Raw genomic sequence first — 22,991 nt, forward strand, 5'->3', positions numbered from 1 at the left:
TCCGCTCCTCCTCATTGCGCCCTTGGCGTGGCAATCCTGTCCCCAGCCAGCATCCGCGCGGCCGTCGCCTGTTTCATGAACGCCCAGACCTCGGCATCGAAGCCGGGATCGGCCTGGACCGGCCAGTTGGCCATGTCGTCGTACATCTTCATCGTGCCGGTCCACATGGCGGGGGTGGCGACATCGGTGAACGGCTTGAGCAGCGCGAACCAGCGCTGGACGAACGCTGCTGCCGCGTCGCCGGCGGGATCCATCGGCAGTGCGGCCTTGATCTCGTCGCCCAGCGCCTTCCATTGCGCGGCATAAGCGTCCTGATCGAAATCCTCGCCCAGCGCGCCCATCTTCTCGCCCCACTCGGCCCGCTCTTCCGGGGTAAAATAGCGGTCGGTCACCGCCTTCCATTGGTCCTGTGACATGCTCGTACTGTCCTGTTGTTCGGTGCGGATCAGCGAGCAGAAGGTCTCGGCATCGATGGGCTCGCCGCGATCGATGCGTGACTTGACGGAAATGAGCAGCGCCTGCGCCTCGGATATGCGGCGCGCTTGGGCCTCCAGATGGTCGAGCTGCGCGGTGATGAGACCGTGAAGATCGATCCGCCGGTGCGCGGTCAGCCGCTGGATCTGCGCCAGCGTCAGGCCCGCTTTCTTGAGCGAGAGGATGAGGTTCAGCCGTTCGAGCGCCGCCGCATCATAATGCCGCCGCCCCGACGCGGTTCGCAACGGCTCGACAAGCCCCCGCGCCTCATAGAAGCGCAGCGCGCGGGCGGTGAGACCGGTGAGCCGGGTAACGGCGGCAATGTCGAGCGAATCGGGCATGGATGGGGTTATGCCACTTGACGTAAGGTCAGCTTCAAGCGGAATTTCGGGAGGCAGCATAAGGCCGCTGCCGCGAGTGGGAGGGGAGAGCGCTGGCATTATCGCGCCCTATTAGCGCGCGAAGGCCACAATCTCGCATGGCTGGAACGCTGTCTGCGAGACAGCCGCAAACCAGTCCTGTCGAAAGCTAGCCAGGCCCGCCAGATGCGCCATCAACGCATCCCAGCCCGGCATCTCCTCGTGAAAGGTCCAGATCTGCCCGGAGGCCACCACCTCGCAGCAGATCAGGTCGGTCGTGATTTCGTCACGCTCGTAAAAGGTAACCCTTTCGACGCTGCCTAAAGGAATGTCAGTCAGCACATCCAAGGATGATCTGACTTTCACCTGTTGTGGCTCCTTCATCCACGCACGCATGCGCTTTTGTCCAACGTGAGCGAGATTCCTCGGGCTGTCGCCTTGACGACATCACCGACTCGACAATCCAGTTCCAGCTTCTTGACAGACTTCTTGCCTGAAAGACCCGTTTCATCCTGTGCCGTAACAACGAACCTGTCGTTGTTCAGTCGACTCTGCGATGACACGATACTGACGACCTTGGCGTCCACGGTTCTCTCAGGCAGCTGTGCACAAGCCAACATGTGCAACGCACCGGACAGCCCAAGAAGGTGGATGAAGCGCATGAGGCACAGGCTGCCATTCTGCGTCGGTTGAGGCAATGGCATTTGGAACGTGCTGTGCGGAATGGAATGTCACCCATTTTCCGCATGACGCCGTCCGCCCTATCCGCCATGGTCTCAGCCGATGCGCGCCCTCGTCCTTCGGCGGTTGTTGACCGCGATCCCGACATTGCTGCTCGTGCTGCTCGCCTCGTTCGCGCTGATGCGCTTTGCGCCCGGCGGGCCGTTCGATGGCGAGCGCCCGCTGGCGCCCGAGACGCGCGCGGCGCTGGAGGCGGCCTATGGCCTCAACCTGCCGATGGGCGAGCAGTTCGCGCTGTTCCTGCAGCGCACGCTTACCGGCGATTTCGGGCCGAGCCTGGTCTATCGCGACTTTACCGTCACGCAGCTGATCGCCGACAGCCTGCCGGTGTCGCTGACGTTGGGCGGACTCGCCATCCTGCTGGCGCTGGTGCTCGGGCTGGCAGCGGGGATGGTCGCGGCGCTGCGCCCCGGCGGCTGGGCGGACGAGACGCTGATGCTCGTCGCCACCATCGTCACCGCGCTGCCCAGCTTCGTCACCGGGCCGCTGCTCGCGCTGATCTTCGGGCTGTGGCTGGGACTGTTGCCGGTGGGCGGGCTGGGTGACGGGCTGCTGAGCGCGCCGCAATACTGGATCATGCCGGTGATCGCGCTGGCGCTTCCGGTGGCGGGCGCGATCGCCAAGCTGGCGCGCGCGGGGCTGGCGGCGGCGCTGGCGCAGGAGCATATCCGCACCGCGCGGGCGCGCGGGCTCGGCACCGGCGCCATCATTGCGCGCCATGCGTTGCGGCCTGCGCTGGTGCCGGTGGTGAGCTATCTTGGCCCGGCGGCGGCGGGGCTACTGACCGGCGCGGTGGTGATCGAGACGGTGTTCGCGCTGCCGGGCTTGGGCCGCTATTTCGTGCAGGGCGCGCTCAACCGCGATTATCCGCTAATCATGGCGGTGATCCTGCTTTATGCGGCGCTCATCATCGCGTTCAACCTTATCGCCGATCTGCTCTACGGCTGGCTCGATCCCCGGAGCAGGGCATGAAGCGCATCGCTCTGCCCGCCGCGATCGTCGCGCTGATCGCGCTCGCAGCGCTTGTGCTGCCGATGCTGCTCCCATGGAGCCATGACGCGATCGACTGGGACCATGTCCGCGCCGCGCCCGCCACGGCAGGGCACTGGCTCGGCACCGACGAGCTGGGGCGCGACCGGCTGGCGCGGCTGGCGGTGGCAACGCGGATCACGCTCGCCGTGGCGCTGGCGGCGGCTTTGGTGTCGATGCTGGTCGGCATCGGCTGGGGCATGATCGCGGGCTGGGCGGGCGGACGCACCGACGAGCTGATGATGCGGATCGTCGATGCGCTCTATGCGCTGCCGTTCATGTTCATCGTCATCGTGCTGATGGTGGTGTTCGGCCGCTCGATCCTGTTGGTCTTCGTCGGCATCGGGCTGGTCGAATGGCTGACCATGGCGCGGATCGTGCGCGGCCAGGTGATGACGCTGCGCCACCGCCCGTTCGTGCTGGCGGCAGAAGCGAGCGGCGTGCCGGTGCGCGTGATCCTGGCGCGCCACATATTGCCCAATATCGCGGGGGTGGCGCTTGCCTATCTGACGCTCACCCTGCCCGGCATCATCATGATCGAGAGCTTCCTCTCGTTCCTCGGCCTCGGCGTGCAGGAGCCGCTGACCTCGCTCGGTATCCTGGTCAAGGAGGGCGCGGACGACATGGATGTCGCACCCATGGGGCTGCTGGTGCCCGGCGGGGTGATGGTGACGCTGCTCGTCTGCCTGACGCTGGTCGGTGAGCGCCTTAGGGACCGGTTCGCATGAGCCTGTACCGGCTGGACGCCATGGGTGTGACCATCGACGGGCGCGATCTGGTGCGCGGGGTTTCGCTCGAGATTGCGCCCGGAGAATGCGTCGCGCTGGCGGGTGCATCGGGATCGGGCAAGAGCCTGACCAGCCTGACGCCTTTCGGGCTTTCCGCCGGGACGATCACCGGATCGGCGATGCTGGAAGGGCAGGAGCTGGCGGGGCTCGACGAGGCGGACCTGCGAAAGGTGCGGCGCGCGTCGGTCGGCTTCGTGTTCCAGCAGCCGCTCACCGCGCTGACCCCGCACCGCACTGCGGCGCAGCACCTCACCGAAAGCGCAATGCAGGCGGGGGGAGCGCGTCCGGACCGGAACACGCTGGTCGCGATGCTGGACGCGGTCGGCCTGGCCGATCCGGCGATCAAGTTGAGGCGTTATCCGCACCAGCTTTCGGGCGGCGAGCGCCAGCGGCTGATGATCGCCTGCGCCATCGCGCATCGCCCGAAACTGCTGATCGCCGACGAGCCGGTGTCCGCGCTCGATGCGCATCTGCGTGCCGAGATCATGGCACTACTGACGCGGCTGCGGCGCGAGACCGGCATGGGGCTGCTGCTGGTCAGCCACGATCTCGCCTCGCTCGAACATCATGCCGACCGGGTGCTGGTGATGCAGGGCGGCCAGGTGGTGGAGGCTGGCGCGGCGCAGGCCATCGCACGCGCGCCACAGCACGCTTACAGTCAGGCGCTTTGGGCGGCGACGCCCAGCCTGAATGCCGCGCTACCCGACGACCTGCATGTGCCGGGCGCGCCGCTGGTCGAGGCGCAAGACCTCACCGTGCGTTTTGCCGGGAATGGCCTTTTCACGCGGCCCGTGATCGCCGTCGATGCGGTGGACCTGACTGTGCATCAGGGCGAGGCGGTGGCGCTGATCGGCGGCTCGGGCTCGGGCAAGTCCACCATCGGCCGCGCGATTGCCGGGCTGGGGCCAGTCAGCGCGGGTGCGATGCTGTGGAAGGGCGCGCCGCTACCCGCGCGCCGCAGTCGCGAGCAGCGGCGAATGATACAACCGGTGTTCCAGGACCCGGTCGCCAGCCTCGATCCGCGCTGGCGCGTGTCCGACATCATCGCCGAACCCTTGGTGCATCTGCGTCCCGACCTGACGAGTTGGGGCCGCGCCGGGCTGGTCAAGAAGGCGCTGCAGATGGTTGAGCTGGATGGCGCGCTAGCTGACCGGACACCGGCGGGGCTGTCGGGTGGCCAGGCGCAGCGCGTCGCCATCGCCCGCGCGCTGGTGGCCGAGCCCCAGATGCTGGTGCTCGACGAGGCTACCTCGGCGCTCGACCCGTTGGTGGCCGTGCAGATCGTCGCGCTGCTGAAGCGACTGCAGCGCGATCAGGGGATCGCGATGCTCGTCATCACGCACGATCTCGCGCTGGCGGCGCAATTCTGCCACCGCGCTGCCGTGCTCGAAGCGGGGCGTATCGTCGAGCAGGGGCCGATGGCGCAGCTCATCGCCGAGCCTCAGGCCGCGATGACCATAAAGCTGGTGGCCGCAAGCTGACGCTTACGGCCACCTCCCCCTTTATGTCGAGCGAACCGGCGCGCTTCAGAACTTGACGGCGGCGGTCACGAACACCTGACGCGGATTGCCGTAGAACGCGGTCGCAACGCCTTCGGTACCCAGCGTGGGGATGAGATTGCCCGCCGCGTTGCGCGTCGGCGTGCCATCGGGCGCGGTCGCGAGGAACTGATAGCCCGACGTGATATACTGCTTGTCCAGAATGTTCTTGGCGTTGAGGCCGAAGCTGAACCGGTCCTCGTCGTCGCGCCAGATCAGCGAGGCATCCCAGAGCGCATAGCCGGGCTGATCGAGGAACGGGCTGGGCGTTTCGAACTGGAAGGTCTTGCTGCGATAGCTGACCGTGGTCGAAGCGGTGATGTTGCCCGAAAAGGCCGGGAAGACACCCGAGAAGGTGCCCGACATCGTCCATTTCGGCGTGTTCTGGATACGACGCAGATTGGCGACGTCGATGTTGCGCGCATCGATGAAGCGCTTGTACTCGCCATCGATATAGCCGAGCGTCGCGTTGAAGCTCAGGAACGAGCCCGAGCCTGCGAATTCGCGCGCGAACACGGCATTGCCTTCGAACTCGATACCCTTGAACTCGGCCTTGCCGGCATTGGTGGTGACGCCGATAAAGGTGTCGTTGACGCCGTCGCCGTTAGAGTCGAAGCCGGCGGAACCGGGCACCTGGACGTTGGTGTAATCGGCATAGAAACCGGTCAGCGCCAGGTTGATGGCATTGTCGGCAAAGCTGCCCTTCCAGCCCAGCTCATAGCTGTCGACCGTTTCGGGCTCGAAGCTCAGGAAGTCGAAGATTTCCTGCTGGCTGCGCACGCCATCGCGGTTGGTATCGGGCGCGGCGGTCGAAAGCCCGCGCGGGTCGAAGCCGCCGCCCTTGAAGCCCTGCGAATAGCCGGCGAAGAACAGATGGTCCTCGTTCGGCTTGAAGCTCAGCGAGGCGCGCGGGTTGAAATCGGTAAAGCGTGCCTCGCCGTTGAAGTTCGACGTGGTCGCCAGCACCACCGGCGTACCGCCGAACTCGGCAGAGCGGCCCAGCTTGGTCTGGCGCAGAATGGTCGAGTTGCGCTTGTCTACCGTGTAACGGCCGCCTAGCGACAGCGAGAGCTGATCGGTGAAATCATAGGTGAAATCGCCGAACACCGACCAGGTATCGGTGCGCACATCACCCGCGGTGAAGGCGTTCAGGTTGTTCAGCGTGGTGAACAGCAGCACGTCGAACGCGGTCGAGGCCTTGGCATCGAGATAATAGAATCCGACCAGACCCTTGAGGCGCTCGCCTTCGTACAGCAGCTGGAATTCCTGGCTGACCTGCTCGTTGCGATAGACTGCGGGCACATCGACATCGATCGCGGGCAGCGCGTCGAAATCGATCGGGGTGAAGCTGTCATCCTTGCGCCAGGCGCTGATCGAACGCAGCGTCAGATTGTCGGTGAGCTCGGCGGAGATGTTCATCGCGAGACCATAGGCCTCGATATCCTGCCGCGGATTGTTGAGGCCCGCGCGGGTGTCATAGACATCGTTCAGCACCGGCGTACCGCTGCGGATGCCGGGGATCAGGCGATGGCCGTTGCGCGGATCGGACTTGTCGCGGGTATAATCGCCCGAGATGCGGATCAGCACCGGCGCGCCATAACCGCCGATTTCCAACGTGCCGCGCCCTGCCCAGACATCGCGGTTATAGTTTTCGAGCCCGCGGATGTTGAGATTGTCGCCGAAGCCGCCGCGCGACAGCCGCGCCAGCGTGCCGCCGACGCGGACGATATCGCCGAGCGGTGCGGACACGGTGACCACGCCTTCGGCCTGGTCATAGGTGCCATAGGTGCCGCGAAGCTTCAGGCTGAAATCCTGCGGCAGCATCTTGGTGACATATTTGACCGCACCGCCGATGGTGTTGCGGCCATAGAGCGTGCCCTGCGGTCCGCGCAGCACCTCGATCCGCTCGACTTCGTAAATGTCGAGCACCGCCGCCTGCGGGCGATTGAGATACACGTCGTCCAGATAGATGCCGACGCCCGCCTCGAAGCCGGGAACCGGGTCCTGCTGGCCCACGCCGCGGATGAAGGCGGTGAGCGTCGAGTTGGTGCCGCGCGAGTTTTCGAGCGTGGTGTTGGGCGTGATCTGCGAGATGTCGGTGATGTCGAGCGCGCCCTGGTTTTCCAGCCGCTCGGCGGAAAAAGCGCTGATCGCGATCGGAACGTCCTGCAGGTTTTCTGCCCGGCGACGGGCGGTAACGACGATCACGCTACCGTCATCGGCGGTGGTCGCTTCCTGTTCCTGCGCTTCCTGCGCGATCGCGACAGGAGCAAGTGCCGTAAGAGCTGCGGCGGCGACGCCCAGCGCGAGCGCAGTGCGCGTGGCGGCGAAACGGGTGAACCCGAAAACGGACATGAACTTCCTCCCTGCATCCTGACCTGTTCGCGGTGCACCGGTTCGTCTCACTGACCGGCCTTGCGCAGAACGTGTTTGTCCATTAGTGAAAGTTGAACCAGCTTTCAACTCTTATCGCATGAGGGGAGACAGCGAGGGCAAAATCGGCCAGATGTGTTGCGCGCACGCATCATGTCCGGCAGCGGGAGTGGATCATGGCGGCAAAACCATCGGCAGCGGAAGAACCGCCCGCGAACGCGGGCGCGGAAAGCGCGCGCCCGGACAAGACGCCGCGCACGGCGCGTGGCCGCGCGACGCTGCGCAAGCTGCTCGATGCGGCAGCGATCGAATTTGGCGAGCGCGGTTTTCACGAAGCCTCGATCAGCGGCATCACCCGGCGCGCGGGCACCGCGCTGGGCAGCTTCTACACTTATTTCGATTCGAAGGACGAAATCTTCCGCGCGCTGGTGCAGGACATGTCCGCCCAGGTCGGCAAGCATGCCGCCGCCGCGATGCAGGAGGCGAGCGGCGCGCTCGACCGCGAACGCGCGGCGCTTAAGGGATTTCTCGAATTCGCCCGCGAGCACAAGGAAATCTACCGGATCATCGACGAGGCCGAATTCGTCGATTCCGAGAGCTATCGCGCGCATTATCAGGTGACCGCGACACGCATTCTCAGCCGCTTGCAGGCGGGCGCGGCAGCGGGCGAAATCCGCGGCGATGTCAGCGAGCTGCACGCCTGGGCAGTGATGGGAATGAACGTGTTCCTGGGCCTGCGCTACGGCATCTGGAACGAGGACATGACCCCGGACGCGATCGCCAGCGCCGCGAACGACTTCATCACGCGGGGGCTGAAACCCTAGTCAACTCACAGCTCACGTTCGTCACCCCCGCGAACGCGGGGGTCCCGCTTTCAAGGCGAGCGAAGAAAGCGAGAATCCCGCGTTCGCGGGAATGATGGGAAAGAGCTGACCTGGGCTCCCGAGGGCAAAGCTATCAATCGCTCGCCATCAGCAGTTCGGGCAGGTCACCGCTCGTCCCCCGCGCCTCATCGATGATGAACCGCCGGATCAGCCCGGTACGCCCGACCAGCTGCATGCCGATGCGCCGCACCAGCGAGGGCGCCTTGCCCGGCAGGCCGTAGAGCCGGTTGAGCACATCGGTGGCCGAAGCCATCATCGCATTGTCGAGCATCCGCCATTGCTGGTACCGCTTGAGCTGCGCCAGATCGCCCGGATCGAGCCCCAGCCGCGCGCCCTCGCCCAGTACATCGGCGAGCGCCGCGACATCGCGCAGCCCCAGGTTCAGCCCCTGTCCCGCAATCGGGTGGATGATGTGCGCGCTATCGCCCACCAGCGCGATGCGCGGAGCGACCATGTCGCTCGCCTGGCACAGGGTCAGCGGCCAGCTGCTGCGCGGGGCGATGGGCGTGATTGCCCCAAGAAACCCACCGCTCGCCTCGGTCAGCGCCCCCCCGAAGGCGCGGTCGGACAGCGAGGTCCAGGCATCAGCCTTGCCCTCGGGCACCGTCCAGACGATCGAGGCCATCGCACGGCCCTCGTCATCGTCGTTGAGCGGCAGGATGGCAAGCGGACCATCGGGATAGAAAATCTCGAACGCGGTGTTCTGATGCGATTTTTCCAGCGTCACGGCGGTAACAATGCCGCGTTGGCGATAGGACCATTGGCTGAGACCAATCCCGGCCAGATCGCGCGTCGGCGATACGCGCCCTTCCGCGCCGACCAGCAGCGATGCGGTGAACACGCGTCCATCGGCCAGCGTGATCGTCGCGCGGTGCGCATCGACTGCGCGGTGCGCGACTTCGGCCGCCATGATCAGGTCGATATCGGAATCGGCGCTCGCGGCCTGATAGAGCGCGGCGCGCAACAGGCTGTTGGGCAGCATCACGCCCATGCCGTCAACCCCGGCATCGAAATCGAGCGAACCCCGGCGCAGGCCATCGCTGACCGCGATCCGGTCGATCGGACAGGCATCGCGCCACAGGCTGTTGGCCAGCCCGAGATTCTGCAGCATCTGCCAGCTGGTCGAAGCGAGCGCCGAGGCGCGGCCATCGAACGCGGTATCGGCCAGCGTCTCGGGGGTGATCCGGTCGATCACCCGGACGCTGAGACCATGCCGCGCGACCGCCAGCGCGAGCGAAATCCCCGCCGGTCCTGCGCCCATGATGAGGATGTCGCTGTGGTTGCCCAAGGTGATGCTGCCTGTCATGCTGGCCAATGTAGGCGGTCTGCAGACGACTGAACAGGGGCTAGCTGCGCGGAGTCCGTACCAAGTCCTTGCTTGACGCGGAGTCCATGGTCTGCGCAAAATAGGCGGCATTTACCATATTGCCGGAGAATTCAAGGTTATGGCCAGCCGCGCCGCCACCAGAAACGCGCCCGACTGGCGCGACCTGATGCGTCAGAGTCTGATGCGCAGCGGCAGCCTGATCCTGGCGCTGGTGCTGTTCGCGCTCGTCGCCTTCACCACCATCGCGCTGCTGACCTATCACCAGACCGACCCCTCATTCAACACGGCCGCAGGCGGCGGCGTCGACAACTGGATGGGCGCAAGCGGCGCGTGGATTGCCGATTTCATGCTGTTCCTGGGCGGGCCGGCGAGCGCGCTGCTGCTGCCGATCACGGCGGTTCAGGCGCACCGGCTGTGGATCAACCAGCCGCTCGGCCACTGGCGCCGCTCGGTCATCGCGACGCTGCTCAGCATGCTGTTCCTGGCGATCGCGGCTGCGGTCCTGTTCGGTGAATCCGCGCCGCATTTCCCGGCTGGCCCAGGCGGCCTTTTTGGCATGATGGGCGCGCGGGGCATCCAGTTCCTTGCCGCCTTCCTGCCGCCTGCTGGCGCCTCCTGGGCGCTCTATGGCAGCGCTTCGCTGCTGGGGCTGGTCGGCGCGGCGCTTGGCTGGAAGGCGCTGGGTCTGGAGCGCGGGTTGCTGCGGATGCCGTCGATCAAGGTGAGCATGCCAGAAGCGCTGTTCCGCCGCCCGATCGGTCCGGTGATCGACGAAGATGAGCTCGATGCCCTTGACGATACGGTCGAGCCAAGCCGTCCGGCGCTGGCCGCACCGCGCAAGGAAGCCGTGCCCGACAACCGACCGCCGCCGGAAATCACTGAGCCCTCGCTGCGTCCGGCCAAGGCGCAGCTTGGCCCGAAGAGCAAGCAGGGCGACTTCTTCGGCCCCTATGAGCTGCCTTCGGTCGATCTGCTCGACCCGCCGCCGTCGAGCACAGGCCCCGCGCTGGACAAGATTGCCCTCGAGCGCAACGCCCGGCTGCTCGAGACCGTGCTGAGCGATTTCAACGTGAAGGGCGAGATCACGGCGGTGCGCCCCGGCCCGGTGGTCACCCGCTATGAGCTGCTGCCCGCGCCGGGCATCAAGGCCAACCGCGTCATCCAGCTCGCCGACGATATCGCGCGCAACATGTCGGCGCGCTCGGCGCGCGTCGCGGCGATCCCGTGCCGCAAGGAGCTGGGCATCGAGCTGCCCAACCAGCATCGCGACGCCGTCGTGCTGCACGAGATGATCGGATCGAGCCATTTTGCCGAGAATAGCGGCCAGCTGCCGGTCATCCTGGGCAAGAACATCTCGGGCGATCCGGTGATCGCCGACCTCGCGCCGATGCCGCACCTGCTGATCGCGGGCACCACCGGATCGGGCAAGTCGGTCGGCCTTAACGCGATGATCCTTTCGCTGCTTTACCGGATGACGCCGGAGACGCTGCGCATGATCATGATCGATCCCAAGATGCTTGAACTGTCGATCTATGACGACATTCCGCACCTTCTCTCTCCCGTGGTGACCGAGCCCGCAAAGGCGGTGCGCGCACTGAAATGGGCGGTGGAGCAAATGGAGGAGCGCTATCGGATGATGAGCGAGCTCAAGGTCCGCAGCCTCGTCAATTTCAACGACAAGGTGCGCGTCGCCAAGGCCAAGGGCCTGCCGCTGGGCGAAGAGGTCCAGACCGGCTGGGATCCGGTCAGCGGCCAACCGCAATACGAGAAGAAGCAGCTCGATTACGAGCCGATGCCGCAGATCGTGGTGATCGTCGACGAGCTGGCAGACCTGATGATGACGGCGGGCAAGGAGGTCGAATTCCTCATCCAGCGGCTCGCACAGAAGGCGCGTGCGGCGGGCATCCACCTGATCATGGCGACGCAGCGTCCTTCGGTCGACGTCATCACCGGCGTGATCAAGGCCAACCTGCCGACCCGCATCAGCTTCCACGTCACCAGCAAGATCGATTCGCGCACCATCCTGGGCGAACAGGGCGCGGAGCAGCTGCTCGGCAAGGGCGACATGCTCTACATGTCCGGCGGCAAGCAGGTCGAGCGCGTGCACGGGCCCTTCGTCTCGGATGAGGAGGTGCGCCGTGTCGCCGACCACTGGCGCGGCCAGGGCCAGCCCGACTACATCCAGGCAGTGACCGAGGAACCTGAGGACGGCGGCTTCGCGCTCGATGGCGCGAGCCTCGACGACAGCCCCGAGGAGCAGATGTACCGCGCCGCCTGCCAGATCGTGTTCGAGAGCCAGAAGGCCTCGACCAGCTGGCTGCAGCGGCAGTTGCGCATCGGCTATAACAGCGCCGCGCGACTGGTCGAACGAATGGAAGAGGACGGCTATATCAGCGCGCCCAACCATGTCGGCCGGCGCGAGGTGTTCCGCGACAAGGACGGCAATCCGCTCTGATTGGGGTCGCTCTGATTGGGGCCGCTCTGACCTTCGAGCAACGGCCGGGCGGGATCAGTCCTGCCCGGCGATCCGGATCGGCTTGCCGAGCAGAGTTTTCACATAGAGCCGCTGAACCATGACATAGGTCACTACCGTCAGCGGCGCTGAGAGCAGCACGCCCAGAAAGCCGAAGACGAGCCCGAAGGCAACGACCGCAAACAACAGCACCGCAGGCGGTACGTCGACGGCCTGTTTCTGGATCATCGGCTGCAGGAAATTGCCCTGGATCTGCTGAACGATCAGGAACAGGACGACCGTCCACAAGGCCGTTGTCGGCGACACGGTGAAAGCGAGCAGAACCGCCGGGACACCGGCAATGACCGGTCCGACCATCGGAATGATGTCGAGCAGGCCGGCGATGATGGCTAGGCCTCCCGATGCGGGGACCCCCAGCGCCCAGAGTCCGCCTCCGGTCAATACCGCAACGACAATCGACGAGACGCCTTGGCCCATCATCCAGCCGCGCAGGCCCCGCGACGCGTCGTCCAGTGCGTCCGAAACCGGCTGCTCGGCGCGCTTGGGCAGAAGCAGCAGCAGCCCGCGTCGATAGACATTGGGGTCGCTGGCGATGAAGATCGCGCCGACGAAGACGAGCACGAAATTGGCAATGGCATTGGTGGCCGTCATCGCAAAGCCGCCCAGCCGCGAGGCCAGGCTGGAAAGATCGCCGCTGCCCTGTTGCACGATTTTCCGGGCCTGTTCGCCAAGCCCCACCTCGTCCAGCTGGGCCTCGACCCGGTCGATCGCGGGCGGAATGCTCTGCTGGATCGTGTCGAACTCGTCCGCAATCTGCGATCCGAACAGCGTGAAGGCTCCGGCGAAGACCGCCAGCAGCAGAAACACGGAGATCGCCAGCGCGGGTCCGCGCTTCATGCCGGTCAGGTCGCATACCCGGCGCGCGATGGACGAGAAGATTGCCGCAAGAACCAGCGCTGCGAAGACGAGCAGCAGGAACTGCGTCAGCTCCATCAGCAACCAGGCGACACCAACCACAGCGAGCACGGTGAGGGTGATGCCGGCAACCCGGCCCGCTTCCAGCCGCGTCATGGCATGCGGGCTGATATGATCCGGAGCTTCGGGGTCGCGATGCTGCGCGTCGGTCGCCATGGCGGGATCGATCACGCCTGGTCCCCTCGATCGATGGTGATCTTTCGCAGCGATCGAGCGACGATCGCATGATGCTGGCTGGATTTCATGTGCACCCCCGGTCCTATGCCTTGCCGCTCAATACGAAATCCGGCGGTTCGGGTTCCCCATAAGGCCAGCAGGCATTCAGATCGAGAAACTGGAACCACAGCCGCATCCGGATGCAGCGTTGGGGTTGGTCACCTGGAATGCCGACCCGCCAAGCGATTCCACGAAATCCACTGCGCTGCCGCGAACCAGATCGAGGCTGATATCGTCAACGACCAGCGAGACGCCATCGGTTTCAGTGACGGTATCGTCGGGCTCGGGCGCATCGGCAAGGCCGAAACGGTACTGGAAACCGGAGCAACCGCCTCCCTCCACCGCGAGACGCAGGATGGCGGGCTTTTGCTGCTTGGCAGCAATCGCGGCCACGCGCTTGGCCGCAGCGGGTGTCAGGGTGATGTCGGCTGCTGGATTGTCCATGCGCCCTACATAAGCGCGACGCGGTCCTTGGGCAAGCAGGCGACATGCCAACCATAGCGCCCCAGCAAAAAAGGGCCGGTCCGAAGACCGACCCTCTTTGTTACCAGACCCGTAGGTCCAGCGTTTGGCTTACATGCCCGAACCCGGACCGTAGGTGATTTCCACGCGACGGTTCTGCAGTTCACGAACGCCATCGGCGGTCTGAACGCGGTTGCGGGTTTCACCGAACGCCTGGGTGCTGATGGCGCTGGCCGGGATGTTCCGCGAGACCAGATAGGCCTTGACGGAGTCGGCACGACGCTGGGACAGACCCACGTTGTAGGTGGCTGCACCCGAACGGTCAGCGTGACCTGCCAGCATGACCGGCACCGAACCGCAGCTGCCGTAAGCGGCAACGGCGTTGTCCAGAATGGTCGCAGCTTCCGGCGTGATGTTCGACTTGTCGAAGTCGAAGAACACGATGTACGGACCCTTTTCGCAAACCGGCGGCGGAGGCGGCGGCGGAGGCGGCGGGGGCGGGGGCGGCGGGGGCGGCGGCGGAGGCGGCGGGGGCGGCGGCGGAGCCGCTTCTTCACCACCGAAGTTGTAGATGATGCTGCCCAGGATCGAGTGGCTGCGGAAGCGGCCGTCGAACTCGCGTCCGTTGACGCTCAGCAGATCGACCGAGTCGCTGTTGAAGAAGCGATACTTCAGACCCACGTCCCAGCTGTCGCTGATCGGAGCACGAATGCCCGCCAGAACCTGCCAGGCAAAGCCGGTGTCCGAATCGTCGATATAGGGGCCAGTGCCCGGCTGGGTCGAACCGTTGAAGTCGGTGCGAGCGACGCCGACGCCGCCACCGACAAAGCCCTGAAGGCCGTCATCGGGACCGAAGTCGATCAGGCCGTTGACCATGAATGCCAGCGCATTGGCGCTGCCAACCGAGGCAAAACGACCAATAGCGGTCGGAGCAGCACCGCGCGAGATGCCAACCTGCGTCTGAACGTCGGTCAGATCCGCTTCACGGTAGCTGACTTCCGCTTCCAGACGGAACGGACCGAAGTCGTAACCGACGACCGCACCGACATCGTATCCGGTGTCCGAATCAACGATGGTGGCATTGCTCAGAGCGCCGACATCGAATTCGATGTCTTCGACGATCATGGCGCCGCCTTCGACACCGACATACCACTGACCGTCGCGGGCGAAAGCCGGCGTCGTCAGGGCGGTAGATGCCAACGCCAGTCCAACGACTAACTTGCGCATAGATTTTCCCCTTATAAGTAGGATTTGGAACGACAACTCGGCAACGTTACTAACGCCAAGACAGTTGCCACGCAAGCGCGGTTTTGGCCGGACTGTTGCCAAAATGTCGCCATTTCAGGGGGTGCCACGCAAAAAATGCACCTCTGCTGCAGCCTGTCGGACAAGGCAGCGCGACTGAGAGTAACACACCGAATCATAAACGCATAATAGGCTTGAGATCAATCACGTAACGCTGGCCAGACCCGCCTGCTGTAGCGCTGCGAGCACCGCGGCAAGCGTCGCGCGAGCCTCGGCGTCGACAATCGATCCGCCCACCGGCGGGGCGATCGGGGGATAGGCAGACCATGCGCTGCCATCGAACCTTCGGCAGATCGCCGCCATGTCATCGTGCAACTGCATCCCGACTGGCGCTGTCGCAAAACGCCACCCCCCATCTGTGCAGACTGCGATCTTCCCTGCATGGCCGACCCAGGCACCGACGGGGGCGGGGCCAACGATCCACGCCTGACCGGATGCAGGCGCGAGCGGCGCAGGGTCGTTCAGCATGGCCTTCACGCCACCGCGCAACAACGCGTCCACCAGCACCAGAGCCTCGTTGTGGGTGATTTCCTTCTGTGCCTGTGCGGCAGGCATGGCTGTGCTCGGGACCGCGCAACCCCTCGGGCTCGGCGGCGGAAAACAGCACCGCCTGCGCCCCGCCCGGCCAGCGCAACCGGCGCAGCGAGGGCTCCCAGTGCGGCCGCGTCGACTGGGGCGCGATCGCCAGCAGCCCACTCTGCCCCTCAACCATCACGCTGCGCGCTTCGGCCAGGTTCGCCGCGACCAGCGCGATGCGCGCATCGGACACGCCCTCGCCGATCTGCCGCACCCATTCCGCCCCCGCGCGCGTCTTGCCGAAGCCGCGCCCGGCGAGGATCAGCCAGGTGCGCCAGTCACCCGGCGGTGCCAGCTGCTCGGGTCGCGCCCAGAATGGCCAGTGGTGCGCGAGCGCTGCCACCGCGCCATCGGAAAGGCCGTCCAGATACAGCCGCATAGCCTCGCCCGGCATGGCCGCCAGCCGTTCGGCCAGCGAAAAATCCGTCATGTGCTGCCAGGTACAGTTGAATCCGGGCCAGCCTTGTCTGCTGCGCCCGCATCCAGCCGTTGCCGAATCTGCTCCAGTGTCGCCGCGAGCTGCTCACGCGCGCCCCTCGCCGCCAGCGGATCGGCGGGCGGATCGCTGCGGCTCTTCTCGGCGCTCTGCTTGTACGCCATCAGCAGCTTTAGGCCCTGTGCATCGTCGAATTCGGTTGCCCGGCCGATGCTGCCATCGGGGCGCTTGACCGGCTTGATCGTGCCGAACCGCGCGGTCTTGAGCATGCGGAATTCGAGCTCGTCATAGCCGGTAGCGATCGCCATCTGCCAGCCATGGCTGAATGCCGGGCAGCTCGCCCGCAGCCGATAGACTGCCGAGCGTGACACACCGGCGCGCTTGGCCGAGACCGAAACGTTCGACGTCTCGGCAAGATGGTCGAGGAACGCGCACAGGCTTTCCTCCGACAGGCTGTCGAACAAGGCAGTCTCCGCAGGGCACAGGATAAGTGAGAGAGCCTGTCGCCGGGTCACTCCCGACTCGCTCCATCTCGATGTTCCTGATTTGTACCCAATCAGCGTGACGATGTCAAGGTAAAAGTACCAATGCGGTCAATAGACCTCGTCGGGTGGCGGCGGGTCAAGCATGAGGTTCAACCGCCGCAGCGCCAGGGCGGCCAGGCGCTGGGTCTCGCTCTTGCGCCGGGCAGCCGCCAGCGGACGCGTGGCAGCGGGACGGATGATCTCGGCATCATAGGCATCGGCGACGATCAGCCCGGTGACATCGGGCAAGAACGCCTCGCCGCTGACCAGCCCCGCATCGAGCGCCGGGCACAGCCCCCAGTAGAATCGGTCGCAATGGTCGAGATACTCGCCCCATTTGGCATCGCCCAGCAGATCGGCACGCGCCACCTTGATCTCGACGATCACGATCTGCCCGCGCGCATCGATCCCCATAAGGTCGGCCCGGCGGCCATTGGGCAGCGCGACCTCTGGGGCCACCCAGATCTGGTTGCGCCGGAACAACCGGGCAATGCCGCGCGCGACCGCTGCTGCGCCGGCTGGCGGGCCGCCGGGCGAGGCGATGGGCATGATCGGCAGATCGCTCGGGTCAGTCGAGCGCAGGGATTGGGGCAGGCGCGTTTCCATGCCACGTGCTAATACAAAACGGGAACAAAAGAAAGCGTGCGGTCAGCTTCAGCAATATTCGGGATGGGCGATTGTCGGCTTCAGCACGTCCGCAAAGGCTTCGCGCGATTCGCGATACAGCAGGGCCGCTGCCGCTTCGGCGCGATGCCCGCGCCCACGCGCCTGTTCGAGCGCCGCAAGACCCGACTGCAGGGCCGCGCAGATCGCGTCGAGCTCGGTCACCATTCGGGCGGTGATCTCGGGCTCGACCTGGGTCAGCCAGGCCGCCAGCGTTGCGCGTTCGCTCAGTCCGGAAACGGGGTCGGCCGCCGGGCGACCCGACCATCGCGCCAGAACGGCGAGCACGGTGCCGATCGCATCGATTCGCGCAAGCAGCGAATCGATCGCCGCGCTGGCGCGCGAATCGGACTGGATCGGCAGGAGCGGAGCAAACATCGCGTAATACCATGATGCCATCCGGTTAACATCGCGATAAAGGTCCGCAACGGATCATTTCCGTGGCGCGAAAGACACAATCTTTCACAATAGCCGCATATATTAGCATTTTTCTCTTGTGCACCGCAGCACAGCGGGGCAGCATTGCTGTCGCTGATTGTGAGCACTCCATATGTGGCGCCAAGGGACGCCAGCAAAAATAGAGAGTAGCCATTGCAGCGCAGGCGGGACGAAACGCATCCAGTTGAAAGGAAAAACATGCGTACGTCCAAATTCCACCGGGGCCTTGCGGGCCTCGCCCTCCTCGCGTCGTCGACTGTCGCCACCCCTGCTCTTGCGCAGGAAGAGGAGTCCAAGCCGATCACGATCACGGGCTCTGTCGGTCTGGTGTCCGACTATCGCTTCCGCGGCGTTTCGCAGTCCGACGAGGGCGTGGCAGTCCAGGGCGGCTTCACCGTCAACCACGAATCGGGTTTCTACGTCGGCACATGGGGGTCCAACCTGGCCGGCTGGGGCACTTTTGGCGGCCCCAATCTCGAGGTCGACCTGTTCGCCGGTTATGCCACCACCGTCGGCTCGGCCGGCATCGATGTCGGCGTGACCTGGTACATGTATCCCGATGGCTTCGACAACACCGACTTTTTCGAAGGCTATGCCAAGCTGAAGGGCACCGCCGGGCCGGTTTCGCTGACCGCAGCGGTCTATTACGCGCCCAAGCAGGAAGCGCTCGGCAACTTCTCGAACACGCCATTCAGCCGCGGCCAGAAGCAGGACAATCTGTACCTGGCTGGCGATGCCAGCGTCGCCATCCCCGACACGCCCGTGACGATCAACGCGCATATCGGCTATTCGGAGGGCAATCCCGGTCTCGGCCCCAACGGTACCAGCGTGACGCCCACCGGCGAATACTGGGATTATTCGATCGGCGCGGCAGTGAACGTCTATGGGCCGCTGACGCTCAGCGTGTCCTATGTCGATACGGACATCACCCGCGCGGAATCGGCCTATCTGTTGCCGAACTTCCAGAAGTTCCGCAACGGCGGCGGCCAGATCGCAGACGGCACCATCGTGTTCGGGGTGACCGCCGCCTTCTGACGACCGTCTGATTTTCCGGGGGGCTGTGGCCGCATCCGTTGCTCACGGGTGCGGCCACATCTTTTTGGCTTTCGGCCGCAAATTGGGCTAAGGGCGCCCGCGCATGACCCGATTGCGTCTCGCCACCGTCCGTCCGGGAGAGCCCGAGATCTTTCATTCGCTGCAGGGCGAAGGGATATCCTTGGGCAGGCCGTCGGTGTTCGTCCGCCTTTCCGGCTGCAACCTCGCCTGCCACTGGTGCGACACGCCCTATACCTGGTTTTTCGAAGGCCATGCCGGGCCGCATCGCGGCGACCGCCAGTACGATCGGCGCGCCAACAGCGTAACGCTGGACATTGCCGAGGTTGCCGCTGCGGTCCGGCAATATGAATGCCCGCATATCGTCTTCACCGGCGGCGAGCCGCTGCTCCAGCAGCCCGCATTGGCGGCGCTCTGCGATCTGCTGGGGCCGGCCTATCATATCGAGATCGAGAGCAACGGCACCGTGGCGCTGACCGCTGACTTTGCGCCGCATGTCCACCAGCTCAACCTGTCGCCCAAGCTTGGTCATTCGGGCAATTCCGAAAGCACCCGGCGCAAGGAGGATGTGCTCGCCGCTTATGCCAGCGACCACCGCGCCTGGTTCAAGTTCGTGATCGCCGATCCTGCCGATGCCGTTGAGGTCGCAGCGCTGTCAGAGCGATTTGCGATTCCCGCAGAACGCATCATCCTGATGCCCGAAGGTACCGACAGCGCCACCTTGCGTTCACGGACCGCCTGGCTGGCACCGTTATGCCTTGATCGCGGCTGGCGTTTCACCGACCGGCTGCACATCCACCTCTACGGCGACACCCGCGGCACCTGATCCGCGCGGCGAAACGACGGCCGCTCAGCGACCGCCGTTCAGATTGTCCTTGTTGCGCCAGCGGGCAATGACGCGCGCGACCATCTCGCTCTCGCCGCCCTGTTCCTTCCACAGCGCGCTGAATGCCGGGTCGTCCGAGGCCGGACGGCGCGCCTCGGCAAGATCATCGAACGCCACGCGGATCGGGATCGCGACACCCTCGCCGCAGATGATGCATTCGCGATTGCGCAGCGCCGGAATCGAATCGAGGAATCCGCGCGCACCTTCGGGCATGGCCGACCGCACATGCGCCTGGTCGCGATCATTGTTAAGGCGCATGGCGATGATCGTGCCGCATTGCGACAGCACGCCTTCCGAAAGGTCCGAGGGGCGCTGGGTGATCAGCCCCAGCGAGACGCCGTACTTGCGGCCTTCCTTGGCGATCCGGCTCAGCACGTCGCGCACCGCGCTGTGCTCGTTGACCCGGTCGGAAGGGATGTAGCGATGCGCCTCTTCGCACACCAGCAGCACCGGCTTGGTCCGCTCCTTGCGGCTCCAGATGGCGAAGTCGAAGATCATCCGGCTGAGCACTGCCACCACGGTTGCGGTGATGTCTGACGGCACGCTCGACACGTCGATGACCGAAATCGGCTTGCCGTTGGCGGGCAGCCGGAAAATCTTGGTGATGAAATCGAGCATGGTGTCGCCGACCAGCATGCCGGAGAACATGAAGCTGTAGCGCGGGTCGGACTTGACCTCCTCGATCTTGCCCTTGATCCGCAGGAACGGCGCACTTGACGTCGCCTTGTCGAGCTTGCCCATCTCGTTCTGGATGTTCGCCACCAGGTCGGACAGCATGTACGGGATCGGCGTATCCACGGTCACGCGGGCATTGCCGAGCGCCTGCTTGCTCTTCATCCGCGCCGCCAGCAGGCACTTGGCGAGAATTTCAGCATCGGTCTGCCGGTCGGCGCCGTGCGAGGTAAGGAAGACCTCGCAATGCTCCTCGAAGTTCATCAGCCAATAGGGCATCGCGAGATTGCCGACATCGAACAGTTCGCCATTCTGCGCGAATGCGCTCGAATATTCGCCATGCGGGTCGATCATCACGATATGGCCATCGGGCATCATGTCGCAGATACGGTGCAGGATCAGCGCGGCGGCGGTCGATTTGCCGGTACCGGTCGATCCCAGCAGCGCGAAATGCTTGCCCAGCAGCGCATCGACATAGAGCGCGCCGCGCGTGTCGCTGGTCGGATAGACGGTCCCGATCTCGATATGCGGCCGGGCATCGGCGGCATAGACCTGTTTGAGGTCTGCGCTGGTCATCGCATAGAGCGGCGTACCGGGAACCGGATAGCGCGTCACCCCGCGGCGGAAGTTGAAGATGCGCCCGGTGAGCTTTTCCTCCTCGCCCTCACCGAGAAAGTCGATCTGGCAGACGATCAGCCCGGCTTCGCGCTGGTGCATGCGCTGGGTGCGGACATTGGCGACCAGCCAGCGATTGCCCATGCGGATTTTGACCTGGCTCCCGACCTGCCCCGCCATCGATACGCTGGGATCGTTGTGATCGACCAGCACCTGCAGACGGGCGGCGTCGAGCAGCACCTGCGAGCTCGATCCGGCAATTTCCACGACCTCGCCGATGCGCAGATGTTCGACCGGGCGCTGGATCACCAGGGGAATGTCCGGACGCTCGGCAGAACTGGCGGGCATGCGCCCCTGGAAGCTGCGCGGGTTGAGATCGACCATCGGGCTGTCTGTGCCTTTTGCTTTGCGTATTCGCAGCAAGGCATAGGCGCATAGGGTAAATTTTCCCTCTATGCCGAAGTCATTGTCGGCGCCGTCAAATCTTGCGGAAGATCACGCCGCCAATCCAGCCCAGTAGCAACGAAATCAACACGGCGCAGACGCCATAGGCAAAGGGCTGATATTCGGCGACCGTCGCGACGAACAGTTCGAAACCGAACTTGCGCACCTCGATCTCGCGCACCGCCGCAGCGAGCACCTGGCCATCGCGCACGAGAAAGGTTTCCGCCGTATAGGTGCCGGTGGGCACGCTGGCCGGGATCGAGAGCCGCGCCTGATACAGCACGCCTTCGAGGATTTCGACGCTGCCTTCCTGCTGCTTGTAGAGACCCTCGCGCCGGTTGAGATCGACCAGCCCCGAGAGGAACCGCCGCTGTTCGGCTGGATCGATGGTTCCGGCGGGCGAAAGCTGCAGATTGTCGAGGCCGAATTCGTAGATGGCGGCCGTCCGCTTGTCGACGATCTTGTCGATCGGGCGCGAGGAGGCGACGGCATAATAGGCGGGCGCCGAACGGAATTCGGTGCTCGCAGCGTTGAGCCATATGCCGGCAATCTGCTGCTTTTCGCGCAGGATGATCGACTGCGGCGGACCTTTGAGGATCACGACGATATCGCTGTCGCGCGCAGGCGGGGTGCCGCCGGGATAGACGATCGCGCCGAACAGCAGCAATTCCGCGCCGGTAAAGCCGTACTGGATCTGGATGTCGCGCTGCGAGACTTCGGGCACCAGCACCGGCTCGCTCGCCCCGCCGAGCAGCAAGGCCGCGAAAAACGCGGCGATCAGCCGCGCCAGCCTCATTTGAGCAGCTCGACCGTGTAGATTTCCGCCGGGCGAAAACCGAGGCCGATCGCGAGCCGTGCCGCGACCAGCAGCACCAGCGTCGCCAGCAGCAGCCGCAGATATTCGGGCGGCAGTTTCTGCGCGAAGCGCGCGCCGATCTGCGCGCCGGTGACGCTGCCGATCAGCAGCAGCACCGCCAGCACGATGTCGACCGCCTTGGTGGTGAGGCTGTGCACCATGGTCGAGGCAAGCGTCACGAACAGGATCTGGAACAGCGAGGTGCCGACCACGACCTGTGCGCCCATGCCGAGCAGATAGAGCATCGCGGGCACCATCACGAAGCCGCCGCCGACACCCAGCAGGATGGTCAGCATGCCGGTGACAAAGCCCAGGATCAGTGGCGCAAGCGGCGAGATGTACAGGCCCGAGCGATAGAAGCGCCAGCGCAACGGCAGATTGGCGACCAGCGGATGATGGCGCCGCTTCTTGGGCGGCAGCGTCTCGCCGCGCCGCATCGCCCGCACGCTGGCCAGGCTTTCGCGCGCCATCAGCCCGCCGATCGAGCCGAGCAGCAGCACATAGACGATGTTGATGACGGTATCGATCTGACCGAGCTGCTGAAGCACCCGGAACACCCCAGCCCCCGCCAGCGTGCCGAATATGCCGCCGACCACCAGCACGCCGCCCATCTGGTAATCGACCCCATTGCGCCGGCTGTGCGCGATGACGCCCGACACGCTGGAGCCGGTGACCTGGGTGGAAGCGGAAGCCGCCGCGACCGTCGGGGGAATGCCGTAGAAGATCAGCAGCGGCGTGGTGAGAAAGCCTCCGCCCACGCCGAACATCCCCGACAAAATGCCCACAAGCCCGCCAAGCCCGATGATGACGAGCGCGTTGACCGAAAGATTCGCGATGGGAAGATAGACATCCATGGGTTGGAAAGTGCTAGCCGCTTTGGCGCA

General features: G+C 65.0%; 22 protein-coding genes and 2 pseudogenes. 7 read left to right on the forward strand and 17 right to left on the reverse strand.

Annotated elements, in window-relative coordinates; genetic code table 11:
* Positions 1-11 precede the first annotated feature (11 nt).
* The 3 genes from FG486_RS05885 to FG486_RS05895 all read right to left on the reverse strand — a co-directional run bounded on the left by FG486_RS05885 (position 12) and on the right by FG486_RS05895 (position 1,495).
* Positions 12-815: a MerR family transcriptional regulator gene (locus FG486_RS05885; RefSeq protein WP_181266777.1), complete on the reverse strand. Its 804-nt coding sequence runs from the start codon at positions 813-815 to the stop codon at positions 12-14.
* Between the two features lie 111 nt (positions 816-926).
* Positions 927-1,229 carry a hypothetical protein gene (locus tag FG486_RS05890; protein WP_241695587.1) on the reverse strand — a complete coding sequence of 101 codons (303 nt, stop codon included), beginning with the start codon at positions 1,227-1,229 and terminating at the stop codon, positions 927-929.
* Positions 1,214-1,495: a hypothetical protein gene (locus tag FG486_RS05895; protein ID WP_181266778.1), complete on the reverse strand. Its 282-nt coding sequence runs from the start codon at positions 1,493-1,495 to the stop codon at positions 1,214-1,216. The genes FG486_RS05890 and FG486_RS05895 overlap by 16 nt, the downstream gene beginning before the upstream one ends.
* Before the next feature lie 121 nt (positions 1,496-1,616).
* On the opposite strand from FG486_RS05895, the gene FG486_RS05900 reads away from it, so the two are divergent.
* From FG486_RS05900 to nikE, 3 genes are read left to right on the forward strand one after another with little or no spacing between them, the layout of a single operon-like run.
* A complete protein-coding gene (locus FG486_RS05900) occupies positions 1,617-2,546 on the forward strand; it encodes an ABC transporter permease (protein ID WP_181266779.1) in 930 nt (309 codons plus the stop codon).
* Positions 2,543-3,331: an ABC transporter permease gene (locus FG486_RS05905; RefSeq protein WP_181266780.1), complete on the forward strand. Its 789-nt coding sequence runs from the start codon at positions 2,543-2,545 to the stop codon at positions 3,329-3,331. Before FG486_RS05900 ends, FG486_RS05905 begins: the two co-directional genes overlap by 4 nt.
* Entirely contained in the window at positions 3,328-4,872 is a 1,545-nt protein-coding gene (nikE, locus tag FG486_RS05910; protein WP_181266781.1) for a nickel ABC transporter ATP-binding protein NikE, read from the forward strand. The genes FG486_RS05905 and nikE overlap by 4 nt, the downstream gene beginning before the upstream one ends.
* Positions 4,873-4,917: 45 nt before the next feature.
* Here the strand turns inward: nikE and FG486_RS05915 are convergent, their stop codons facing one another.
* Complete coding sequence (locus FG486_RS05915; protein WP_181266782.1) at positions 4,918-7,284, reverse strand: TonB-dependent receptor; 2,367 nt, start codon at positions 7,282-7,284, stop codon at positions 4,918-4,920.
* Between the two features lie 194 nt (positions 7,285-7,478).
* Here FG486_RS05915 and FG486_RS05920 point away from each other — a divergent pair, with 194 nt between their 5' ends.
* On the forward strand, positions 7,479-8,126 hold the full coding sequence (locus tag FG486_RS05920) for a TetR/AcrR family transcriptional regulator (RefSeq protein ID WP_181266783.1): 648 nt from the start codon (positions 7,479-7,481) through the stop codon (positions 8,124-8,126).
* Between the two features lie 133 nt (positions 8,127-8,259).
* Here the strand turns inward: FG486_RS05920 and FG486_RS05925 are convergent, their stop codons facing one another.
* On the reverse strand, positions 8,260-9,492 hold the full coding sequence (locus FG486_RS05925; RefSeq protein ID WP_181266784.1) for a UbiH/UbiF/VisC/COQ6 family ubiquinone biosynthesis hydroxylase: 1,233 nt from the start codon (positions 9,490-9,492) through the stop codon (positions 8,260-8,262).
* Positions 9,493-9,631: 139 nt separating this feature from the next.
* On the opposite strand from FG486_RS05925, the gene FG486_RS05930 reads away from it, so the two are divergent.
* Positions 9,632-11,968, forward strand: coding sequence for a DNA translocase FtsK (locus FG486_RS05930; RefSeq protein WP_181266785.1), 2,337 nt, complete (start codon positions 9,632-9,634; stop codon positions 11,966-11,968).
* 54 nt (positions 11,969-12,022) lie between these two features.
* Here FG486_RS05930 and FG486_RS05935 read toward each other — a convergent pair whose 3' ends face one another.
* The 9 genes and pseudogenes from FG486_RS05935 to FG486_RS05970 form a co-directional block, all read right to left on the reverse strand.
* On the reverse strand, positions 12,023-13,132 hold the full coding sequence (locus FG486_RS05935) for an AI-2E family transporter (RefSeq protein ID WP_231750021.1): 1,110 nt from the start codon (positions 13,130-13,132) through the stop codon (positions 12,023-12,025).
* Positions 13,133-13,282: 150 nt separating this feature from the next.
* On the reverse strand, positions 13,283-13,621 hold the full coding sequence (erpA, locus tag FG486_RS05940) for an iron-sulfur cluster insertion protein ErpA (protein ID WP_066276167.1): 339 nt from the start codon (positions 13,619-13,621) through the stop codon (positions 13,283-13,285).
* A gap of 129 nt (positions 13,622-13,750) precedes the next feature.
* The gene (locus tag FG486_RS05945; protein ID WP_181266786.1) at positions 13,751-14,866 is read right to left on the reverse strand and encodes an OmpA family protein; all 1,116 of its coding nucleotides are present in this window, start codon (positions 14,864-14,866) and stop codon (positions 13,751-13,753) included.
* Between the two features lie 222 nt (positions 14,867-15,088).
* Positions 15,089-15,265: a hypothetical protein gene (locus tag FG486_RS18130; RefSeq protein ID WP_241695639.1), complete on the reverse strand. Its 177-nt coding sequence runs from the start codon at positions 15,263-15,265 to the stop codon at positions 15,089-15,091.
* A 3-nt stretch (positions 15,266-15,268) separates the two neighbouring features.
* Positions 15,269-15,499, reverse strand: a pseudogene (locus FG486_RS18345) (DUF2793 domain-containing protein); the annotation flags it as partial.
* A pseudogene (locus tag FG486_RS05955) lies at positions 15,498-15,899 on the reverse strand (terminase large subunit domain-containing protein); the annotation flags it as partial. The pseudogenes FG486_RS18345 and FG486_RS05955, both read right to left, overlap by 2 nt.
* Positions 15,900-15,946: 47 nt before the next feature.
* Positions 15,947-16,420 carry a hypothetical protein gene (locus tag FG486_RS05960; protein WP_181266788.1) on the reverse strand — a complete coding sequence of 158 codons (474 nt, stop codon included), beginning with the start codon at positions 16,418-16,420 and terminating at the stop codon, positions 15,947-15,949.
* Between the two features lie 129 nt (positions 16,421-16,549).
* Entirely contained in the window at positions 16,550-17,029 is a 480-nt protein-coding gene (locus tag FG486_RS05965) for an MmcB family DNA repair protein (protein ID WP_241695637.1), read from the reverse strand.
* A gap of 105 nt (positions 17,030-17,134) precedes the next feature.
* Positions 17,135-17,521, reverse strand: a complete 387-nt coding sequence (locus FG486_RS05970; protein ID WP_181266790.1) for a hypothetical protein — start codon at positions 17,519-17,521, stop codon at positions 17,135-17,137.
* Between the two features lie 258 nt (positions 17,522-17,779).
* Between FG486_RS05970 and FG486_RS05975 the strand changes: the two genes are divergently transcribed.
* Positions 17,780-18,616 (forward strand): TorF family putative porin, encoded by an 837-nt coding sequence (locus tag FG486_RS05975; RefSeq protein WP_181266791.1) that lies wholly within the window; start codon positions 17,780-17,782, stop codon positions 18,614-18,616.
* Between the two features lie 103 nt (positions 18,617-18,719).
* Positions 18,720-19,460 (forward strand): 7-carboxy-7-deazaguanine synthase QueE, encoded by a 741-nt coding sequence (locus tag FG486_RS05980; protein WP_181266792.1) that lies wholly within the window; start codon positions 18,720-18,722, stop codon positions 19,458-19,460.
* A 24-nt stretch (positions 19,461-19,484) separates the two neighbouring features.
* Here FG486_RS05980 and FG486_RS05985 read toward each other — a convergent pair whose 3' ends face one another.
* The 3 genes from FG486_RS05985 to FG486_RS05995 form a co-directional block, all read right to left on the reverse strand.
* Positions 19,485-21,155, reverse strand: coding sequence for an ATP-binding protein (locus FG486_RS05985; RefSeq protein WP_066279056.1), 1,671 nt, complete (start codon positions 21,153-21,155; stop codon positions 19,485-19,487).
* Between the two features lie 130 nt (positions 21,156-21,285).
* Positions 21,286-22,047, reverse strand: a complete 762-nt coding sequence (locus tag FG486_RS05990) for a TIGR02186 family protein (RefSeq protein ID WP_066279030.1) — start codon at positions 22,045-22,047, stop codon at positions 21,286-21,288.
* Complete coding sequence (locus FG486_RS05995) at positions 22,044-22,961, reverse strand: sulfite exporter TauE/SafE family protein (RefSeq protein ID WP_181266793.1); 918 nt, start codon at positions 22,959-22,961, stop codon at positions 22,044-22,046. The genes FG486_RS05990 and FG486_RS05995 overlap by 4 nt, the downstream gene beginning before the upstream one ends.
* Between the last annotated feature and the right edge of the window lie 30 nt (positions 22,962-22,991).

The organism is Blastomonas ursincola (assembly GCF_013607875.1).
Classification (GTDB): domain Bacteria; phylum Pseudomonadota; class Alphaproteobacteria; order Sphingomonadales; family Sphingomonadaceae; genus Blastomonas; species Blastomonas ursincola.